Raw genomic sequence first — 18021 nt, 5'->3', positions numbered from 1 at the left:
TCAGCGGATGCGCGCGGACGTCTATTTCTCCCTCGATGTCGAGGCCGACGGCCCGATCCCGGGGCCGTACTCGATGGTGAGCGTCGGCCTGGCCGTCGCCGGGCGGTCCGACGGGGAGTTCAGGGCCGCGGACCCGGCCGCCGAGACCTTCTACCGGGAGCTGCGCCCGATCAGCGACGACTTCGTCCCCGAGGCGCTCGCCGTGTCCGGCCTCGACCGGGCGGCGCTGCTGCGCGACGGCGCCGACCCGGCCGCGGCGATGGGCGAGCTCAGCGACTGGGTGACCCGCACGGCGGGCAAGGAGCGGCCGGTGATCGTGGCCTATCCGGCCGTGTTCGACTGGATGTTCCTCTACTGGTACCTGCTGCGCTTCACCGGCAGCAGCGTCTTCGGCCACTCCGGCTGCCTGGACATCAAGACGCTCTACGCGGTCCGCGCGGGCGTCCCGATCGGCGCGGCCGTGAAGAGCCGCATGCCGGCGCACCTGCTGTCGAAGCGCCGGCACACCCACCACGCGCTCGACGACGCGATCGAGCAGGCGGAGCTCTTCGCCAACCTCATGAACTGGGAGCGTTAGATCGACGTGCCGGGTTCCAGCCTGGTGTACCGGGTGCCGGACAGCCTCGTCATGTGCCCGGTGACCATCTGCTGACCGGCGTCCACGAGCAGGCTGTCGTGCAGCGCGTAGGCCCGCTCCGGCGCGACCGCCCGGGTGAAGTCGATCGCCTCGGCGAGCTTCAGCCACGGCGCCGACACCGGCACGAAGAGCGTCGCGATCCGCTCGTCGGGCACGTGGAACGCGTCGCCCGGGTGGTACAGCGGGCCGTCGGGCGTGTCGATCACGAAGCCGATGTTGGCGATCCGGGGGATGTCGGGGTGGATGACGGCGTGCCGCCCGCCGTGCGCGCGGACCGTCATCCCGGCCGCGACGAACGTGTCACCCGGCTCGACCGCGTAGATGTCGGCGTCGAGGTCGCTCAGCTGCGCCTCGACGTCGGCGTGGGTGTGCACGGTCAGCTCGGGCCGCTTCAGGGCCCGCAGCGCGTCGATGTCGACGTGGTCCATGTGCTCGTGGGTGATGAGCACGGCGTCGGCGCCGTCGAGGGCCTCCGCCTCGGTGAAGACGCCGGGGTCGATCACCAGAACCCCGCCGTCGTGCTCGATCCGCAGGCAGGCATGGGTGAACTTGGTGATGAGCATCGGTCCGTCTCCCGTCGGTCTCCGTGCTTTTCGTTGCTTCGCTGTGTCACAACCGTGACTGTCCGCCCGGGAACCGGAGCGGCGCCCGGCTGCGTCCCAGGGTGCAGTTCGATCCCTCCGATCGACCCTACCCAGGAGGCGTCATGTCAGTCAGGCGCACCAGACTGTTCCTCACGGCGGCGGGTGCCGCGCTGCTCGTCGCGGTGAGCGGCTGCGCGGCCGACAAGAACGACTCCGCCAGCACGAGCTCGGCGGACCGCGCGGTCGCACCCGCGGCCGGCGGCATGGCGCAGGAGGGCGGCGGCCCCGGTGCCGGCCCCGCGAAGCAGCCCGTCCAGGACCCCAACGCCAACAAGGCCCCCGACAACATCGACGTCGAGGACCGTTCGATCATCTACGCCGGCACGATGACCGTCCGCGTCGACAACGTCGACGACGCGGCCGCGAAGGCGATCGCGCTCGCCACCGCGGCGGGCGGCTTCGTCGGCGGCGACAACCGGCGCAGCGACGACCGCCGCTCCACGGGCACGCTGGTCCTGCGCGTCCCGGCGCCGAAGTTCACCACGACGCTGGAGCAGCTCAAGGAGCTCGGCGACGAGGAGAGCCGCACCGTCAACGCGCAGGACGTGACCGACCAGGTCGTGGACGTCCAGGCGCGGCTGGACAACGCCTCGGCGAGCGTCGACCGCATCCGGGCGCTCCTGGCGAAGGCGACCACGATCGGCGAGATCACGTCGCTGGAGTCGGAGCTGTCGCGCCGCCTGTCCGACCTGGAGTCCCTGCAGGCCCGCAAGCGCAAGCTCGACGGGCTGACCGCGCTGTCCACCATCACGCTGCAGCTGCTCGGGCCCGAGGCGGCGATCACCCGCGACAAGGACGAGATCGGGATCGTGGCGGGCTTCAAGGAGGGCATGAAGGCGTTCCTGGCCTCGCTGCAGGTCGCGCTGACGGTGCTGGGCTGGCTGGCGCCGTGGGTCCTGCTGCTGGGGGTGCCGCTGTACCTGCTGGTGCGGCTGGTCCGCCGGTTCCGTCCGAAGCGGCCGGCGCTCGCGCTCGCCCAGCAGGGTGGCCCGCTGCCGGGCTGGAGCCCGCCGGCGCCGGCGTTCCCGGTCGCGCCGCGGCCGGCGCACGGGCCCGCCTCCGCCGCCTCCGGGGCGCCCGGTGGCTCGGTCGCGGCGGGTCGTGGTCCGGTCTCCGCGCCGCCCGCTGCCGGTCCCGTTCCCGCGCCGCGCACCGCCGCCCCTGGCGCCGCGGCGCCGGCCGCCGGTCCTGATCCGGTGTCGCCCGCCGCCGGTCCCGTGTCCGGGCCGCCCGCGGCCGGTGCCTCCGCTGGCGCGGAGTCCGGGTCGCCGTCAGGGTCGCCGGTGCCGCCGTTCCCGGCGCTGTCGAAGCGGGACGAGGACGACCCGAAGGACAGCTGAACGTCCTTCGCCAGGTCTCAGGACGCGGACACCGGCGGGTTGGCGGCCGTCGGTGTCTCGTCCGGGCCCTCCGACAGGACCGCGACGAGCCCGGTGACCGCGGCGCCGAAGGCGGGGCGCAGCTGGTAGCCGGAGTGGCCGTCGACCTTGGGGAACACCGTGTCACCCGCGGCGATGTCGAATCCCGGCGGGTCGGCCAGCCGCACATCCCGTGCGGTGGGCGACTGCACCGGGCCGCCGATCGGATCGGTGTCCCGCCAGAGGTTGACCCAACGGGGGCTGTGCTGACCCGCGTCGAGGACGCCATCCTCCGCGCGGGCCAGCACCGCGCCGATCCGTCCCAGCACCGCGTCGTTGACGTAGGCGGGGAAGAACCTCGCGTACAGGCGGCGCAGCGGCGAACCGTAAGTCAGCAGCGTGGTCCTCGCCTGCGCCTCCGGGGGCAGTTGCAGGACGGTCGCGGCGGCCAGGACGCTGCCCTGGCTGTGCCCGGACAGGATGACCCCGCCCTGCTCGGCGGCGAGCCACCCGGCGCGGCGGGCGAGCTCCGGCACGACCCGCTCGGCGTAGCAGGGCGGCGCGAGAGGGTGCGCGGACCGGGGCCAGAACGTGCCGAGGTCCCAGAGCACGCCGACGATCCGGCGGAAGCGCTGATACCGGTACGCCAGCACACCGATGAACACGAGCGCGAACGCGGCCAGGCCGATGAGGTAGGTGCCCAGGTTGACGACGGCCGACATCACCTCGGCGGCCACGGACCCTGAGTCCGCGAGCCGGATCGGCCGCCGTCCGAGCAGCGCGAACCCGGTGGCGACGACCGCGGCCGCGGCGGTCGGGACGAACACCCAGACGAGCATGCGGCCGACGTGGTCGGTGACGAGGGCATCGGCGACTGCGGTGTCGATGTGCCTCGCCCGCTCCGGGTCGCGCTGCCGCCCGCCGCGGAAGTCGGCGTCGGTGACGACCCGGGCGTACCGGCGCAGGCGGCGCACCAGCGGCACCCCCATGACCAGCCCGACGAGCACCGCCAGCACGAGCAGCAGGACGAAGCCGGCGGCGGCCCACTCGTACGCGGGCGGCGGCTCCAGCAGCAAGGGGGTCTCGGCGTAGTCGGCGGTGGTGGCGAGGGCGCGCCGGTTGAGCAGGTCGGCGACCCGGTAGGCCATGGCGGCCGCGAACGCGGCGGCGACACCGAGGCCGGTGCTCGCGATCAACGGCCCCGCGAGCCCCTGCAGGAACGTGCCCCGTGGTCGCGTCGCGAGGACGACCCCGCCGAGCACGAGCATGAGCAGGACCTGCACGGCGAAGAGCACGGTGACCGTGCCGCTGAACACCGGCATCCGGCCGCTCGCCTGCCACGGGTCGCGTCCGAGGCAGCTGTACGCGAGGACGAGGCCGGTCAGCACGACCGCGGCGTGGCTCATGACCCTGGTGAACGGCTTCGCCCAACGGGCGGGTGCGTCGCGGTGCACGACGGCGGTCAGGGTCACCGCGAGAAACGCCGCCAGCAGGATCACCGCGGTCACGGCGGCGAGGGCGTAGCCGGCCGGGTGCCGGTCGCGTGGCACGAGGACCCCGAGCAGCACCGCGTCGAGGGTGCCGAACGCGACCGCGATGTGCAGCGACCGGAGCCGGCCGACGAGGGGCCGGCCGTTCCAGAAGCACGGGTGGGCGAGTCCGTCGCCGTCGCCGTCGGTCGTGACCGGGAACGCCTCGTAGCGGGCCCAGGTGCGCCGGCCGAGGAACCACAGGAACGCGATCGCGAGGGCCGGGACCAGGGCGGTGACCGCGAGCCGGCGGCTGGTCGTCAGGTCGACGAGGACGGCCAGGTAGCCGCGGCCCTCCAGGCACCGGGCCTGGGCCGCGCACTGCCAGCCGACGAGGTCCATCGAGATCTCGATGAACGACAGCACGAACGACGCGGTCATGGTCAGCGCGAAGACGCGGGTCAGTGCGCGGATCGTCGCCCTGGCCCGGACGCCGACGTCGGGGCGCAGCCAGATCGCCACGTTGGCGAGCATGAACGGCAGCAGGAGCAGCCAGAGCGCGCGGGCGGCGGCGCCGGCGGTGAGGTTGCCCCAGCGGTACGCCTCCAGGGTCACGCCGCCCGGGCCGGTGACCGCGCCGTACTCCGCGCGGGGGCGAAAGAACCCGGCCTCGGTGTCGCCCGCGACCCGCCGCAGCAGCGGCCTGTCGAGGACGTCCTCGGCCGGGGTACCGGTGACGCCGTGCACCCGCAATTCGGTGACCACGGCCTATGGCTACCGCTTGCGGGCCGCTGTGTCTAGAAGGCTCCCGCGCCGAGTGCGGCCAGTGCGGTGTGGACCATGACGCGGACGCCGTAGCCGATCGAGCGCTCGTCGACGTCGAACGCCGACTGGTGGATGTCGAACTTCTGGTCCGACCCCGGCACGCCGACGCCGAGACGGATCATCGAGCCGGGGACCTCGTCGAGGTAGAACGCGAAGTCCTCGCCGCCCATGCTGATCTCGGCCTCGACGACCCGGTCCGGGCCGAGGGCCGCGCCGGCGGCACCGGCGACGACCGCGGTGGCGAGCCGGTCGTTGACGACGGGCGGCACCCCGCGGGTGTACTTGACCTCGACGTCGGCGCCGGTGGGCGCGATGACGTCGTGGACGAGCTTGGTGACCAGCTCCGGCACGTCGCGCCAGGCGTCGCGGCTGAGCACGCGGATGGTGCCGCGGGCGACGCCCTCGATCGGGATCGCGTTGGCCGCCTCGCCGGCCCGCACGGCGCCCCACACCATGGAGACCCCGGCGCGGGCGTCGAGCTTGCGGTCCAGCAGCGACGGCACGTCGACGAGGATCCGGCCGAGCGCGTGGACGAGGTCGGCGGTCAGGTGCGGCCGGGCGGTGTGCCCGCCGCGGCCGGTGAGCCGGACCTCGATCTTGTCGGCGGCGGCGGTGAACGGGCCGGAGCGGACCCCGACCAGCCCGACCGGCAGCTGCGGCGCGCAGTGCAGGGCGTAGATCGCGGCGACGTCCTTCAGGCCGCCGGCGGCGATGACCTCGGGCGCGCCGCCCGGCATGGTCTCCTCGGCCGGCTGGAAGAGCAGCCGCACGCGGCCGGGCAGCTCGTCGCGCTCGGCGAGCTGCGCCAGGGCGAGGCCGACGCCGAGCAGGATCGTGGTGTGCACGTCGTGGCCGCAGGCGTGGCAGACGTTGTCGACGGTGGAGCGGTAGGGCACGTCCTTGGTGTCGGGCAGCGGCAGCGCGTCGAGGTCGGCGCGCAGCGCGATGACCCGGTCGCCGTAGCCGATGTCGCACATGACGCCGTTGCCCTTGGGCAGCATGCGGGGCGAAAGACCGGCGCGGGTCAGCTCGCGGGCGACGAGGGCCGCCGTCTCGAACTCCTGGCCGGAGAGCTCCGGATGCGCGTGAATGTGACGTCGGACGGCTACGAGCTCGGCACCCCGGGAGGTGAGCCAGCGGTCGAGCTGACCGGGCAACGGATCGGCCCCGGGTGGAGTCTCGGGCCAGGACGACGTCAACTTGCTGACCCGGGCCGCCGCGGCGGCTGGATCGGGCAGCGTCAGCGCTCTCGTCACGGTGAGTTCTCTATTTCGGTCTAAAGGAGCGGCCCGCCCCATGCGTGCCACGGACAGACTAACTGGGTCAAGGTGACGGAGCGCAACATCATTCTCGTGATGCTGAGATAGCTGAGCGTCACTTGATTGGAACTGGAGGCGTAAAGATGCTGGCCTCGTCGGAAGTGAGCGTTCCGCTTCAGCCAAGAACCCCTCACCTCCTACAACGGGTGACAGGCGCCACGGTCACGTGGTGTCGCGAGTAACTTTTCGCTTCGGCGGCGCGTCCAGCGTCGCCGCAGATCAACGCACAGTGACGGAAGACGTCGCAGAGTGGCATGAACCAGGGGGCCGGCGCCGCACCGCGCGTCCGTCCAACCCCTCTGATCGGCAGGCGCACCCGAAAGTCCAGGGAAACGTAGTCCCCCGATGTTCCGGATGCGTTTCTGTCCCCTGCGTAGACGCTCCTCCGTGCCCTTCGGGTTCCCAGAATTCGAAGATTCAACCCAACCGTTTCAGCAGCGCGACATGATCAACACGGAACGTTGCTCTCAGGTCACGGTCCGGTGAAGGGGAGGACCCCACCTTTCTTAACTGGCGAGCAGCACGCAAGATAGGGGGTGACCGCGGTCGTACAGCGAGAAAGTCATCTCCCCTCCATGACGACGGTTTACTGCCTGTGACTCAGCTCCCGACGTGGCACGGCGAGCCGCTGCCACCCACCGGCGCCCTGGCCTCCGCCGGAGCCGGGCGTGATCCTGCGCGCGGCCCTGAGCAGCGGGAGCCCCGCGAGCCTGGCTCCACGAGCATGCCCGTGCCCGGGCAGCGCGCCGCCCCGGGCGTGGTGATCGGCGGGCGCTATGCGCTGCGCACCGCCATCGGTCACGGCGGCATGGGCACTGTCTGGCGCGCCAGCGACACGGTGCTGCGCCGTGACGTGGCGGTCAAAGAGGTGATCCTGCCGCCCAACATGGCACCCAGCGACCGCGACTCGATGTACCAGCGGACGCTGCGCGAGGCCCGCGCGGCGGCGGCGCTGTCACACCCGGCCGTCGTCCAGGTGTATGACGTCGTCACCGAGGCCGGCCGCCCATGGATCGTCATGGAGCTGCTCCAGGCCCGCAGCCTCGCCGAGATGATCGTCGAGGACGGCCCCCTCGCCGCCCGTGCGGTCGCCAAGATCGGCATCGCGCTGCTCGGCGCGCTCGAGGTCGCCCACGCCGCCGGTGTGCTGCACCGCGACGTCAAGCCGGCCAACGTGCTCATCGCCGGCGACGGCCGCTGCGTGCTCACCGACTTCGGCGTTGCCCGCATGCCCACCGACAGCGAGCTGACCACGCCCGGCATGGTGCTCGGCTCGCCGCACTTCATCTCCCCCGAGCGGGCGATCGGCGCCAAGTTCGGCCCGCCGAGCGACCTGTTCTCCCTCGGCGTGACGCTGTATACGGCCGTCGAGGGCCGCCCGCCGTTCGACCGGCGCGACCCCTTCGAGACGATGCGCGCGGTCGTCGAGGAGCCGCCGGCCCAGGCGGTCCGCGCCGGTCCGCTCGCCGGCGTGCTCTATGGCCTGCTGGAGAAGGATCCCGCCCGCCGGTGGAACGTGGAGACCGCCCGCGCGGTCCTGCGCGACCTGCTCGCGGGCCCCCTGGCCAGCAACGCGCCGGCCCACATGACCGACCCCTATGCGGTGGTCCGGCCCACGCACCAGCCGACGGTCGTGACCCCGCAGCACACCCCGACCGGCCAGATCGGCGGCCGGGCCATGATGGCTCCCGGCGAGACGGTCAGCGGCGCCCTGCGGCGCATGCACTCCGGCGACGCCCCCACCCAGGGCGGCGCGCAGCACGAGGCCGAGCTGGAGCGCACCGACGCCAGCCGCTTTGCGGCCTACCAGGACGGCCCGCTCGGCACCACCGACTGGACCCAGGCCCCCGCCGAGCCGCCCAAGCAGCCCGGCACCGACCTCAAGCGCATCGTCACCCAGGCACCGACCTGGGCGAAGATCACCGTCGCCGCGGGCGTCGTGCTCGTCCTGATCCTGGTGGTCTCGATGTCCGGGCTTTTCTCCGGCGGCGGCTCCGGCGACCAGACCGGCAAGGGTCCGACCACCGCGTCGAGCGGCCCGGCCAAGCCCCTGCTGGACGTCGAGGCCTTCTCCCACCCCGGCGGCATCACTGTCAACGTCCCGAAGGGCTGGACGCGGAAGGAGCTGGGCGCCGCGACCGCGCCCTACTTCGACATCACCGACCCGGCCGACCCCAACCGCCGCATCCGCGTCAACATCGAGAAGGCGTCCAACACGCCGCGCGCCTTCCTGCAGAGCGCGGAGAACCGGCTGAAGAACACCCCGGCCAGCTGCGCCGCGCCGTACAACCACGTCGACATGACCGACAACAAGCTCGACGGCCACGACGCGGCGGTCCTGGAGTACACCTGCGGCTCCGGCGACCAGCAACGCCACGCCCTGTGGAACGCCGTCGTCCTCGGCGGCAAGAGCTACCACTTCTTCGTGACCGTGCCCGAGGCCAAGTTCGCCGAGAGCAAGGTCATCTTCGACGAGATGGTCCACTCCTTCAAGCTGGCGGCCGCGTCCCCCGGCTCCTCCACCGGCCAGTAACCGAAGCGGGCGCCGCCTCCCCTTTTCCGGGAGGCGGCTGCCCGTCCGGTTTCCCCCCTTCGCCCGCCCTTCCCCTGCCGGCGCCGGCCAGGCGAGCTTCGTCTGATCTTGTCCCGCGGACCACGCGCGCCCCAGGAACCCGCACTTGCCACGCGCACTTTTTCCAAGGACCCGGGCACACCGCACACGCTTCTCGAAGGCCCCGGGCACGCCGCACGCGCTTCTCCAGGGATCCGGGCACGCCGCACGCGCTTCTACGACACCCCGCGCCGGCCCGCCGCCCCGCTTCCCACAGACCCCCCGCGAAGTCCACTGCCCACCGACCTCCGCCATCATGATCGAAGGCCGAACCCGGCTGTCCACACCACCAGAACCGTCCTTGGACCACCACGGCGCGCCAGCAAACCCAGCAGCCCTCAAGGCGAACCTCCACCACAACCAATCGGACACAGCAGCTAAACCCGCACAAATACTCCCATCGCCACGGACGCCGCCCCTTCGCTGCCATGATCCAAGGACGATTACGGCCACCCGCACGACCAGAACCGTCACTGGATCACGACGGCGGCGCCGGCAAACCCGGCAGGCCCGATGCGGACCTCGATCACAGCTAAGTGGACACAGCGGTTGAAACGGTACGAACACGCCCATACCCATGAACGGCGCATCCTCGGTGCCGTGATCCAAGGACGGGTGTGGCCGCCCTTGCAGCCGGATCTGTCTTTGGATCACGACGGTGACGGGCATTGCGGCGCTGGACCGTGGCGGAGTGTTGTGGTCGTCTCGCTCAGCCGGACACCCCCCCCACACACATGGCTGGCGTCCTTCTACGGATGATCGAAGGACGGAAACGGCTGCGCGCACGGCCAGGGCTGTCCTTGGATCACGGTGGTGGCGGATGCAGTGCCGATGAAGGCGAGGGGCGACCGCCGGATGCGGCGCTTGGTCTGCCATGCATCTCGGCGCGGGCGGTGCGTCGCGGTGCGGCGCGGAGCGGTGCATCGGGGTGCGGCGCGGAGCGGTGCATCGGGGTGCGGGTGAGAATCCCCGCCGGGACCCGCCGCGACAGCGGTGGGGTGGGAGCCACCGCGTGCTAAGAACGACGGATGAGTGATCTGCGCGCCGAAGCGGAGGCCTGGCTGGCCGACGACCCCGATCCTGCGGGGCGGGAGGAGCTGCGGGCGGTGCTCGACGACGAGCGCGAGCTGCGGGAGCGGTTCGCGGGGCCGTTGACGTTCGGGACGGCGGGGCTGCGGGGGCCGTTGCGGGCGGGGCCCAACGGCATGAACCTCGCCGTGGTCCGCGGGGCGGCGGCGGGGCTGGTCCGCTGGCTGGCGGAAACGGGGGCTGAGGGGCCGCTCGTCGTCGGGTACGACGCCCGCCACGGCTCGAAGGCGTTCGCCGAGGAGACCGCCAGGGTGGCGACGGGTGCCGGGCGGCGGGCGCTGGTGCTGCCGGGGCCGCTGCCGACGCCGGTGCTCGCGTTCGCGGTGCGGCACCTGCAGGCGGCGGCCGGGGTCATGGTGACCGCGAGCCACAACCCGCCGCAGGACAACGGCTACAAGGTGTACCTGGGCGACGGGTCGCAGATCGTGCCGCCCGCGGACAAGGAGATCGAGCGGGCGATCCGGGGCGTCGGGCCGCTGCTGGACGTGCCGCTGGGCGACCCTGGCGAGACGCTGGGTGATGACATCGTCGACGCGTACGTGGACGGGGCGCTGCGGACCGTCGACCCTGAGGTGCCCAGGGACCTCGTCGTGGCGTACACGCCGATGCACGGCGTCGGGAAGGACGTCTTCGTCAGGGCGGTCGTCGAGGCCGGCCACCAGACGCCCGCGATCGTCCGGGAGCAGGCCGAGCCGGATCCCGACTTCCCGACCGTGGCGTTCCCCAACCCGGAGGAGCCGGGCGCGACCGACCTGCTGCTGGCGCTCGCCGACGACGTGGACGCGGACATCGCGATCGCGAACGACCCGGACGCGGACCGGTGCGCCGTGGCGTACAAGGACGGAAACGGCTGGCGGCTGCTGCGGGGCGACGAGGTGGGGGTGCTGCTCGCCGACCACCTGATCCGCCGGGGCGTCAAGGGCCGGTACGCGACCACGATCGTCAGCTCCAGCCTGCTGTCGCGCATGTGCGAGGCGCACGGGCTCCCCTACGGCGAGACGCTCACCGGCTTCAAGTGGATCGTCAGGGCCGGCGACGACCTGGCCTACGGGTATGAGGAGGCGCTGGGGTACTGCGTGGCGCCCACCCACGTCCGCGACAAGGACGGGATCACCGCCGCACTGCTGGTGTGCGAGCTGGCCGCGGGGCTGAAGTCCGAGTTCAAGCACCTCGGCGACCGCCTCGACGAGCTGGCGCTGCGGCACGGCGTCCACGCGACGGACCAGCTGAGCGTCCGCGTCGACGACCTCGCCGACATCGCGGCGGCGATGGCCACGATCCGGTTGAAGCCGCCGGCGGCATTGCTCGACGAGCCGGTCCATGCGGTCGAGGACCTGCTGCCGGACGCCGACGTGCTGATCGTGCGGGCCGGCACGACGCGGGTGGTGGTGCGGCCGTCGGGGACGGAGCCGAAGCTCAAGGCGTACCTGGAGGTGGTCGTCCCGGTGACGGGCGGCGACATCAGGGCCGCCCGCGAGACGGCCCAGGCGTCACTGGCCGCCCTGCGAACCGAGACCGCCGCCGCGCTCGGGCTATAGCGTCACCGAGAAGACCGTCGACGAGGCCAGCTTCTGGAACTCCTGCAGGGCCGCCTGGGAGCTGTCCGGCCGCGTGTCGCCCTTGGGGGCGTTCGGCGAGTCGAAGTAGACGAGGGCCTTGATCGCGGGGAACCATCCGAGCTGCTGGCGGACCGTCGAGTAGATCCAGGCCTTCTGCGCGGGGTCGGCGGCGTGTTCGTACACACCCCACTCGGCGATCATGAGCGGCTTGTTGCCGTGGGTGCGGGTGACCCAGGTGTAGAAGCCCGGCCACCTCGCCGGGTCGGAGGTGCGGTCGACCAGGTAGGCGAAGTCGCCGTGGCCGTAGCCGCCGGGCTTGGCGAAGAGGTACGGGTCCATGCCGACCCAGTCGACGACGTCGTCCCCCGGGTACAGGTCACCGAACCACGGTTGCACGCACCACGGCTCGTACGCCATGTAGACCATGACGAAGACGACGTTGGTGACGCCGGCGGCGCGCAGGCGCTGGACGGTGTGCCGGAACATGGCGGCGTAGTCGCGGGCGGTCATGCCGCCACCGGCGCGCACGTCGTTCTCCGGCTCGTGGTGCAGGGCGACGAACAGCTTGCCCGGAAACGCCTTCAGCCTGGCGGCGGCGCGGTCGATGCGGGCGTCCTGCCCGCCGGCGGCGACGTCGGCCCAGGTGGTGCCCCAGGCGACCTTCCAGTTGGCGAAGAGGATCCGTTTGCGTGACTGCTGCACGACGGCGATCTCGTCGGCGGTCGGCCAGACCTCGTCGCCGCGGTGGTAGGAGTGCAGGATGTCGGCGGGGCGGCCGGTGGTGCGCTCGAAGTTGGCGAGGGCCTTCGACGACGACAGGTCGGTGAAGGCGCCGGGCGCGACGCCCCACAGCAGGCCGCAGCCGGGCACCAGCTTGGCGCTGAGCGCGCAGCGGTTGGCTTCGGCGGGCTTCGACGCGGGCGGCTTGCTCGAAGGCGCCGGCGTGCCCGGCGAGGGCGGCACCGCGCCGAGGCCGGCCTTGTCGGCGTTTTGCGGCGTCTGTACCGCTGCCGCCCGCGGCTCGGGTCGCCTGGTGGCCGTGGCGGCGAGCGCGCCGGAGCCGACGAGGACCCCGACCGTGACGGCGACGGCGAGGACTGGATGGGTGCGCAGGAACGAGCGTCGGTGCTTCATCGCCGGTCACCGTAGGCCGACGCTCAGCTCCTGGGGCAATGCCTGACCAGCGGGAATCCCCCGATCCGGCGACGAGACTTAAGGCGCGCCTCAGAAACGGGGCATGCCGCCGAACTGCCGGTCGCCCGCGTCGCCGAGGCCCGGGACGATGTACATCCGCTCGTTGAGCTTCTCGTCGATCGCGGCGGTGACGAGGCGGATCGGCAGCCCCGAGTCGGCGAGCCGCTCGATGCCGGCGGGCGCGGCGAGGACGCACAGGACGGTGATGTCGGTCGCACCCCGGTCGACGAGCAGCCGCACGCAGTGCTCCAGGGAGCCGCCGGTGGCGAGCATCGGGTCGAGGACGAGCACCGGGATCCCCTTGAGGTCACCGGGCAGCGACTCCATGTAGGCGCGCGGCTCGAAGGTCTCCTCGTCGCGGGCCAGCCCGACGAACCCCATCGACGACTCGGGCAGCAGGGCGAGGGCCGAGTCGGCCATGCCGAGGCCGGCCCGCAGGACCGGCACCAGCAGCGGCGGGTTGGCCAGGCGGGTGCCCTCGGCCACCGCGACCGGGGTCTGCACCGGGAACTGCTCGGTGGCGAACGACCTGGCGGCCTCATACACCAGCATCGTGGTGAGCTCGTGCAACGCGGCACGGAACTGGCCGTTGTCGGTCCGTTCGTCACGCATCGCGGTCAGTCGCGACTTGGCCAGGGGGTGATCCACCACGAGTACGTCCACAGGGACTGAGCTTAGACTCAGGCCATGACCCTCACCGCCGAGGTCGCGCGCTCAGAAGGCGCCCTGCGGACCTTCCTGCACGGTTTGCCCGGTGTCGACCAGGTCGGCGCGGAACAGCGCGCCGCCATGCTGGGCACCCGGTCGATCAAGACGACGGCGAAGGCGCAGGCGCTGGACCTGGCGATCCGCATGGTGGACCTGACCACCCTCGAAGGCTCCGACACCCCCGGCAAGGTCCGGGCGCTGTGCGCGAAGGCGGTCCGGCCCGACCCGGCCGACCCGACGTGCCCCAGCGCCGCCGCGATCTGCGTGTATCCGTCGATGATCGCCGTCGCCGCCGAGGCGCTGCGCGGCAGCGGGGTGCACCTGGCGAGCGTCGCGACCGCGTTCCCGTCGGGGCAGGCGCCGCTTCCGGTGAAGCTCGCCGACACCCGCGCCGCGGTCGCCGACGGCGCCGACGAGATCGACATGGTGATCAAGCGGGGCGCGTTCCTCGCCGGGCGCTACGCGGAGGTCCACGACGAGATCGTGGCGATCAAGGAGGCGTGCGGCGACGCGCACCTCAAGGTCATCCTGGAGACCGGTGAGCTGGCGACGCTCGACAACGTGCGGCGCGCCTCCTGGCTGGCGATGCTGGCCGGCGCCGACTTCATCAAGACCTCGACCGGCAAGATCCAGCCGGCCGCGACGATGCCGGTGACGCTGGTCATGCTGGAGGCCGTCCGCGACTTCCGGGCCGCGACCGGCCGGACCATCGGCGTGAAGCCCGCCGGCGGCATCCGCACCGCCAAGGACGCGATCAAGTACCTGGTCATGGTCAACGAGACCGCCGGCCCCGACTGGCTGGACCCCGACCTGTTCCGCTTCGGCGCCTCCACGCTGCTCAACGACCTGCTCATGCAGCGCACCAAGCTCGCCACCGGCCACTACTCGGGCCCCGACTACTTCACCTTGGACTAGGGCGATGGACTTTCAGTACGCACCCGCGCCGGAGTCACGCTCGGTCGTCGACATCCGGTCCTCCTACGGCCTGTTCATCAACGGCGCCTTCGTCGACGGGCGGGGCGAGTCGTTCAAGTCGATCAACCCGGCCACCGAGGAGGCCCTGGCCGACATCGCCACCGCCTCCTCGGAGGATGTCGATGCGGCGGTACGAGCCGCGCGCCACGCCTTCGACACCGTCTGGGGCCCGATGCCCGGGCGGGAGCGCGCCAAGTACCTCTTCCGCATCGCCCGGATCATCCAGGAGCGGGCCCGGGAGCTGGCCGTGCTCGAGTCGATCGACAACGGCAAGCCGATCCGGGAGTCCCGCGACGTCGACGTCCCCCTCGTCGCGGCCCACTTCTTCTACTACGCCGGCTGGGCCGACAAGCTGCCCTACGCCGGGTTCGGCCCCGACCCGCGGCCGCTGGGCGTCGCCGCTCAGGTCATCCCGTGGAACTTTCCGTTGTTGATGTTGGCGTGGAAGATCGCGCCGGCGCTCGCCGCGGGCAACACGGTGGTGCTGAAGCCGGCCGAGACGACGCCGCTGACGGCGCTGCTCTTCGCCGAGATCTGCCAGCAGGCGGACCTGCCGCCGGGTGTGGTCAACATCGTCACCGGCGCCGGCGACACCGGGCGGCTGCTCGTCGAGCACGACGGCGTGGACAAGGTGGCGTTCACCGGCTCGACCGAGGTCGGCCGGGCCATCGCCCGGGCCGTCGCCGGCACCCGCAAGCGGCTCACGCTGGAGCTCGGCGGCAAGGCCGCCAACATCGTCTTCGACGACGCGGCCGTCGACCAGGCGGTCGAGGGCGTCGTCAACGGCATCTTCTTCAACCAGGGGCACGTCTGCTGCGCCGGCTCCCGGCTGCTGCTGCAGGAGTCGATCGCCGACGGGTTCCTCGACGCGCTGAAGCGGCGGATGGCCCAGCTGCGGGTCGGCGACCCGCTGGACAAGAACACCGACGTCGGCGCGATCAACTCCTCCGCGCAACTGGCCCGGATCCGGCAGCTGTCGCAGATCGGCGAGGACGAGGGCGCCGCCCGGTGGTCGGCGCCCTGTGAGCTGCCCGACCGCGGCTTCTGGTTCGCTCCGACGATCTTCACGGGCGTCACGCAGGCGCACCGGATCGCCCGCGAGGAGATCTTCGGTCCCGTCCTGTCGGTGCTGACGTTCCGTACGCCGGACGAGGCCGTCGAGAAGGCCAACAACACGCCATACGGGCTGTCCGCCGGGGTGTGGACCGAGAAGGGGTCGCGCATCCTGCACGTCGCGGACCGGCTCCGGGCCGGCGTGGTGTGGGCCAACACGTTCAACAAGTTCGACCCGACGTCACCCTTCGGCGGCTACAAGGAGTCCGGCTACGGCCGCGAGGGCGGCCGTCACGGGCTGGAGGCCTACCTTGAGCACTGAGTCACCGGCGCGTCTCGCCGTCCGCAAGACGTACAAGCTCTACATCGGCGGCGCGTTCCCCCGCAGCGAGTCCGGGAGGTCCTACCAGGTGCACTCCGCCTCCGGCGATTTCCTCGCCAACGCCGCGCTCGGCTCCCGCAAGGACGCCCGCGACGCGGTCAAGGCCGCCCGCGCGGCGGCCGGCAAGTGGGCCGGCGCGACCGCCTACAACCGCGGCCAGATCCTGTACCGGGTCGCCGAGATGCTCGAAGGCCGCCACGACCAGTTCGTGAGCGAGGTGAAGGCGGCCGAGGGCGGGTCGCGCAAGGAGGCCGCCGCGCAGGTGGACGCCGCGATCGACCGCTGGGTCTGGTACGCGGGCTGGTCGGACAAGCTCGCGCAGGTCCACGGCGGCGCCAACCCGGTCGCCGGGCCGTACTTCAACCTGTCCGCGCCGGAGCCGACCGGCGTCGTCGCCGTCGTCGCGCCCGCCGCGTCGTCGCTGCTGGGCCTGGTCAGCGTGATCGCGCCGGCGATCGTGACCGGTAACACCGTCGTGGTGATCGCCTCGACCGACCGGCCGCTGCCGGCGGTCACGCTCACCGAGGTCCTCGCCACCTCGGACCTGCCCGGCGGGGTCGTCAACGTGCTCACCGGGAAGGTCGCCGAGATCGCGCCGTGGCTGGCGGCCCACATGGACGTGAACGCCGTCGATCTCACGGGTGTGACGGACGCCACCCTCGCGAAGGAATTGGAAGTCGCGGCGGCGGAAAACCTGAAACGGGTGATCCGACCTGCGGACCCGGACTGGACGGCCGATCCGGGGGTGTCCCGCATGGTGGCTCTCCTGGAGATCAAGACGGTCTGGCACCCCAAGGGGGTCTGACCGTCGCCAACCGGGCACACTAGGGTGTTTGTGCGCGAGGCCATCTCAGTGAGCAGTGTGCCCGCACGCCGAGCCGACTACGGAGGTCACAGTGGCCCGCCAGTCTTCCCGTCCGTCCTCATCACGTCCGGCGTCGTCGCGCCCAGCGGCAGCGAAGAAGAGCACGCCGGCGCCCGCCGTCACCGAGCCTGAGATCTCGGACACGACCGAGACGGCCGACGTCATCGACGACGTCGACGCGGTCGAGGCCATTGAGGCCACCGAGGACGACGAGGTCGAGGCGCTGTCCGACGACGAGTCCGACGACGCCGACGACGCCGACTTCGACGAGGAGGAGGGCGGCAGGGAGCGCTCCGCGCAGGCCGACGCGATGTGGGAGGACGTCAACGTCCAGCCCGTCGAGATCGCGCTGCCGAAGGGCGTGGGCTACACGCTGCGGGCCTACCGGCTCTCGACCGAGCTGACGCCGACCGAGCTGGACGAGGAGGAGGACGACTTCGCGATCCTCCACCGCCGCGAGGCGGACGTCGACGAGGACGAGGTCATCATCCTCGACGAGAACGCGGAGCTGTTCGAGGAGGAGCCCACGCCGGCCGCCTCGCTCGCCAAGAAGAAGGCCAAGGACGACTCGGACTCCGACGACGAGGACGACGCCCCCACGAAGGCCAAGTCCGACGATTCGGACGAAGATGAGGACGAGGCCGACGAGACCGACGAGGCCGACGTCATCGCCGACGAGGCTTCCGAGGAAGAGGACGACGAGGACGAGGAGGAGCCCGAGGAGGTTCCCGCGTTCCTCGGCCACCGCGGCAAGCTGCTGCTCTTCCGCAGCGTCGAGGGGCTCGTCGAGTTCGTGAAGTCCGACGCGGAGCACGACCTGCGCCAGCTCGACACCTGGGACAGCCTGCAGACCCGGATCACCGCCTCGTCGGTGGTGCCGAAGGACGAGGACCGCTATGAGCTGGACCTCGTCGTGGAGAACCTCCGTGGCGGCCAGGACGCGTGGGACGGCGACCTGCTGATCGCGGCCGGCGAGGTCGCCCGTGACCTCGCGTATTCGCTCCGGCTCGAGCCCGTCCGCACCGCCCTCTCCCCGGGCTCCCCGCTCGACGACCTCGACGAAGCCCTGCGTGCGGCGGCCGGCGGCGGCGTCAGCGGCTTCTTCGCCAAGCGGCGGCTCAAGAAAATCGGGGCACAACAGGCAGCGCTCGGCTGGCGGACGATTATTGGCAAGATTTCTGCCGCCACGGACTGGCGTGATTGATTTGTGACCGACAGGATCTAAGCCGTGAGCATCTTGGCGCGGCGGGCGAGACCCGGCCTTTGACCGGACGGGTGGCGGCGGTGCGCGACGATCAGCCGAGAACGGCATTCAACCGAAACGGCTGATCGC

General features: G+C 71.8%; 13 protein-coding genes. 8 read left to right on the top strand and 5 right to left on the bottom strand.

Features of this window, described 5'->3' with window-relative positions; all coding sequences use genetic code 11:
* Positions 1-7: 7 nt before the first annotated feature.
* Positions 8-577, top strand: coding sequence for a 3'-5' exoribonuclease (locus AB0I21_RS37705; protein WP_360568484.1), 570 nt, complete (start codon positions 8-10; stop codon positions 575-577).
* On the opposite strand, the gene AB0I21_RS37700 is transcribed toward AB0I21_RS37705, so the two are convergent.
* A complete protein-coding gene (locus tag AB0I21_RS37700; RefSeq protein WP_360568482.1) occupies positions 574-1200 on the bottom strand; it encodes an MBL fold metallo-hydrolase in 627 nt (208 codons plus the stop codon). The genes AB0I21_RS37705 and AB0I21_RS37700 overlap by 4 nt on opposite strands.
* 143 nt (positions 1201-1343) lie before the next feature.
* On the opposite strand from AB0I21_RS37700, the gene AB0I21_RS37695 reads away from it, so the two are divergent.
* Positions 1344-2621, top strand: a complete 1278-nt coding sequence (locus tag AB0I21_RS37695) for a DUF4349 domain-containing protein (protein ID WP_360568480.1) — start codon at positions 1344-1346, stop codon at positions 2619-2621.
* A 17-nt stretch (positions 2622-2638) separates the two neighbouring features.
* On the opposite strand, the gene AB0I21_RS37690 is transcribed toward AB0I21_RS37695, so the two are convergent.
* Together AB0I21_RS37690 and AB0I21_RS37685 are read right to left on the bottom strand one after the other, a co-directional pair.
* Positions 2639-4873, bottom strand: coding sequence for a hypothetical protein (locus AB0I21_RS37690; protein ID WP_360568478.1), 2235 nt, complete (start codon positions 4871-4873; stop codon positions 2639-2641).
* Positions 4874-4905: 32 nt separating this feature from the next.
* Positions 4906-6189 carry an amidohydrolase gene (locus tag AB0I21_RS37685; protein ID WP_344503824.1) on the bottom strand — a complete coding sequence of 428 codons (1284 nt, stop codon included), beginning with the start codon at positions 6187-6189 and terminating at the stop codon, positions 4906-4908.
* Between the two features lie 658 nt (positions 6190-6847).
* Between AB0I21_RS37685 and AB0I21_RS37680 the strand changes: the two genes are divergently transcribed.
* The gene (locus AB0I21_RS37680; RefSeq protein ID WP_360568476.1) at positions 6848-8785 is read left to right on the top strand and encodes a serine/threonine-protein kinase; all 1938 of its coding nucleotides are present in this window, start codon (positions 6848-6850) and stop codon (positions 8783-8785) included.
* Between the two features lie 1106 nt (positions 8786-9891).
* On the top strand, positions 9892-11490 hold the full coding sequence (locus AB0I21_RS37675) for a phospho-sugar mutase (protein ID WP_360568474.1): 1599 nt from the start codon (positions 9892-9894) through the stop codon (positions 11488-11490).
* On the opposite strand, the gene AB0I21_RS37670 is transcribed toward AB0I21_RS37675, so the two are convergent.
* Both AB0I21_RS37670 and upp read right to left on the bottom strand, forming a co-directional pair.
* Positions 11485-12645, bottom strand: a complete 1161-nt coding sequence (locus AB0I21_RS37670) for a glycosyl hydrolase (RefSeq protein ID WP_360568472.1) — start codon at positions 12643-12645, stop codon at positions 11485-11487. The genes AB0I21_RS37675 and AB0I21_RS37670 overlap by 6 nt on opposite strands.
* Positions 12646-12735: 90 nt before the next feature.
* Positions 12736-13368, bottom strand: a complete 633-nt coding sequence (upp, locus tag AB0I21_RS37665) for a uracil phosphoribosyltransferase (RefSeq protein WP_344503829.1) — start codon at positions 13366-13368, stop codon at positions 12736-12738.
* Positions 13369-13392: 24 nt separating this feature from the next.
* Between upp and deoC the strand changes: the two genes are divergently transcribed.
* From deoC to AB0I21_RS37645, 4 genes are all read left to right on the top strand, one after another.
* Positions 13393-14328, top strand: a complete 936-nt coding sequence (deoC, locus tag AB0I21_RS37660; RefSeq protein WP_360568469.1) for a deoxyribose-phosphate aldolase — start codon at positions 13393-13395, stop codon at positions 14326-14328.
* Between the two features lie 4 nt (positions 14329-14332).
* Entirely contained in the window at positions 14333-15763 is a 1431-nt protein-coding gene (locus AB0I21_RS37655) for an aldehyde dehydrogenase family protein (protein ID WP_344503831.1), read from the top strand.
* A complete protein-coding gene (locus AB0I21_RS37650; protein WP_360568467.1) occupies positions 15753-16628 on the top strand; it encodes an aldehyde dehydrogenase family protein in 876 nt (291 codons plus the stop codon). The genes AB0I21_RS37655 and AB0I21_RS37650 overlap by 11 nt, the downstream gene beginning before the upstream one ends.
* Positions 16629-16719: 91 nt before the next feature.
* On the top strand, positions 16720-17892 hold the full coding sequence (locus tag AB0I21_RS37645; protein ID WP_360568465.1) for a DNA primase: 1173 nt from the start codon (positions 16720-16722) through the stop codon (positions 17890-17892).
* The last annotated feature ends 129 nt before the right edge of the window (positions 17893-18021 follow it).

It is taken from the genome of Dactylosporangium sp. NPDC050588, from assembly GCF_040654975.1.
In the GTDB taxonomy this organism is placed as follows: Bacteria; Actinomycetota; Actinomycetes; order Mycobacteriales; family Micromonosporaceae; genus Dactylosporangium; species Dactylosporangium maewongense.
This window is presented reverse-complemented; position numbering and strand designations above follow the sequence as displayed.

Excerpts from the sequence above, each read along its gene's own strand:
- AB0I21_RS37705 (WP_360568484.1), top strand. The coding sequence starts at position 8 with ATGCGCGCGGACGTCTATTTCTCCCTCGATGTCGAGGCCGACGGCCCG.
- AB0I21_RS37700 (WP_360568482.1), bottom strand. The coding sequence starts at position 1,200 with ATGCTCATCACCAAGTTCACCCATGCCTGCCTGCGGATCGAGCACGAC.
- AB0I21_RS37695 (WP_360568480.1), top strand. The coding sequence starts at position 1,344 with ATGTCAGTCAGGCGCACCAGACTGTTCCTCACGGCGGCGGGTGCCGCG.
- AB0I21_RS37675 (WP_360568474.1), top strand. The coding sequence starts at position 9,892 with ATGAGTGATCTGCGCGCCGAAGCGGAGGCCTGGCTGGCCGACGACCCC.
- AB0I21_RS37670 (WP_360568472.1), bottom strand. The coding sequence starts at position 12,645 with ATGAAGCACCGACGCTCGTTCCTGCGCACCCATCCAGTCCTCGCCGTC.
- deoC (WP_360568469.1), top strand. The coding sequence starts at position 13,393 with ATGACCCTCACCGCCGAGGTCGCGCGCTCAGAAGGCGCCCTGCGGACC.
- AB0I21_RS37655 (WP_344503831.1), top strand. The coding sequence starts at position 14,333 with ATGGACTTTCAGTACGCACCCGCGCCGGAGTCACGCTCGGTCGTCGAC.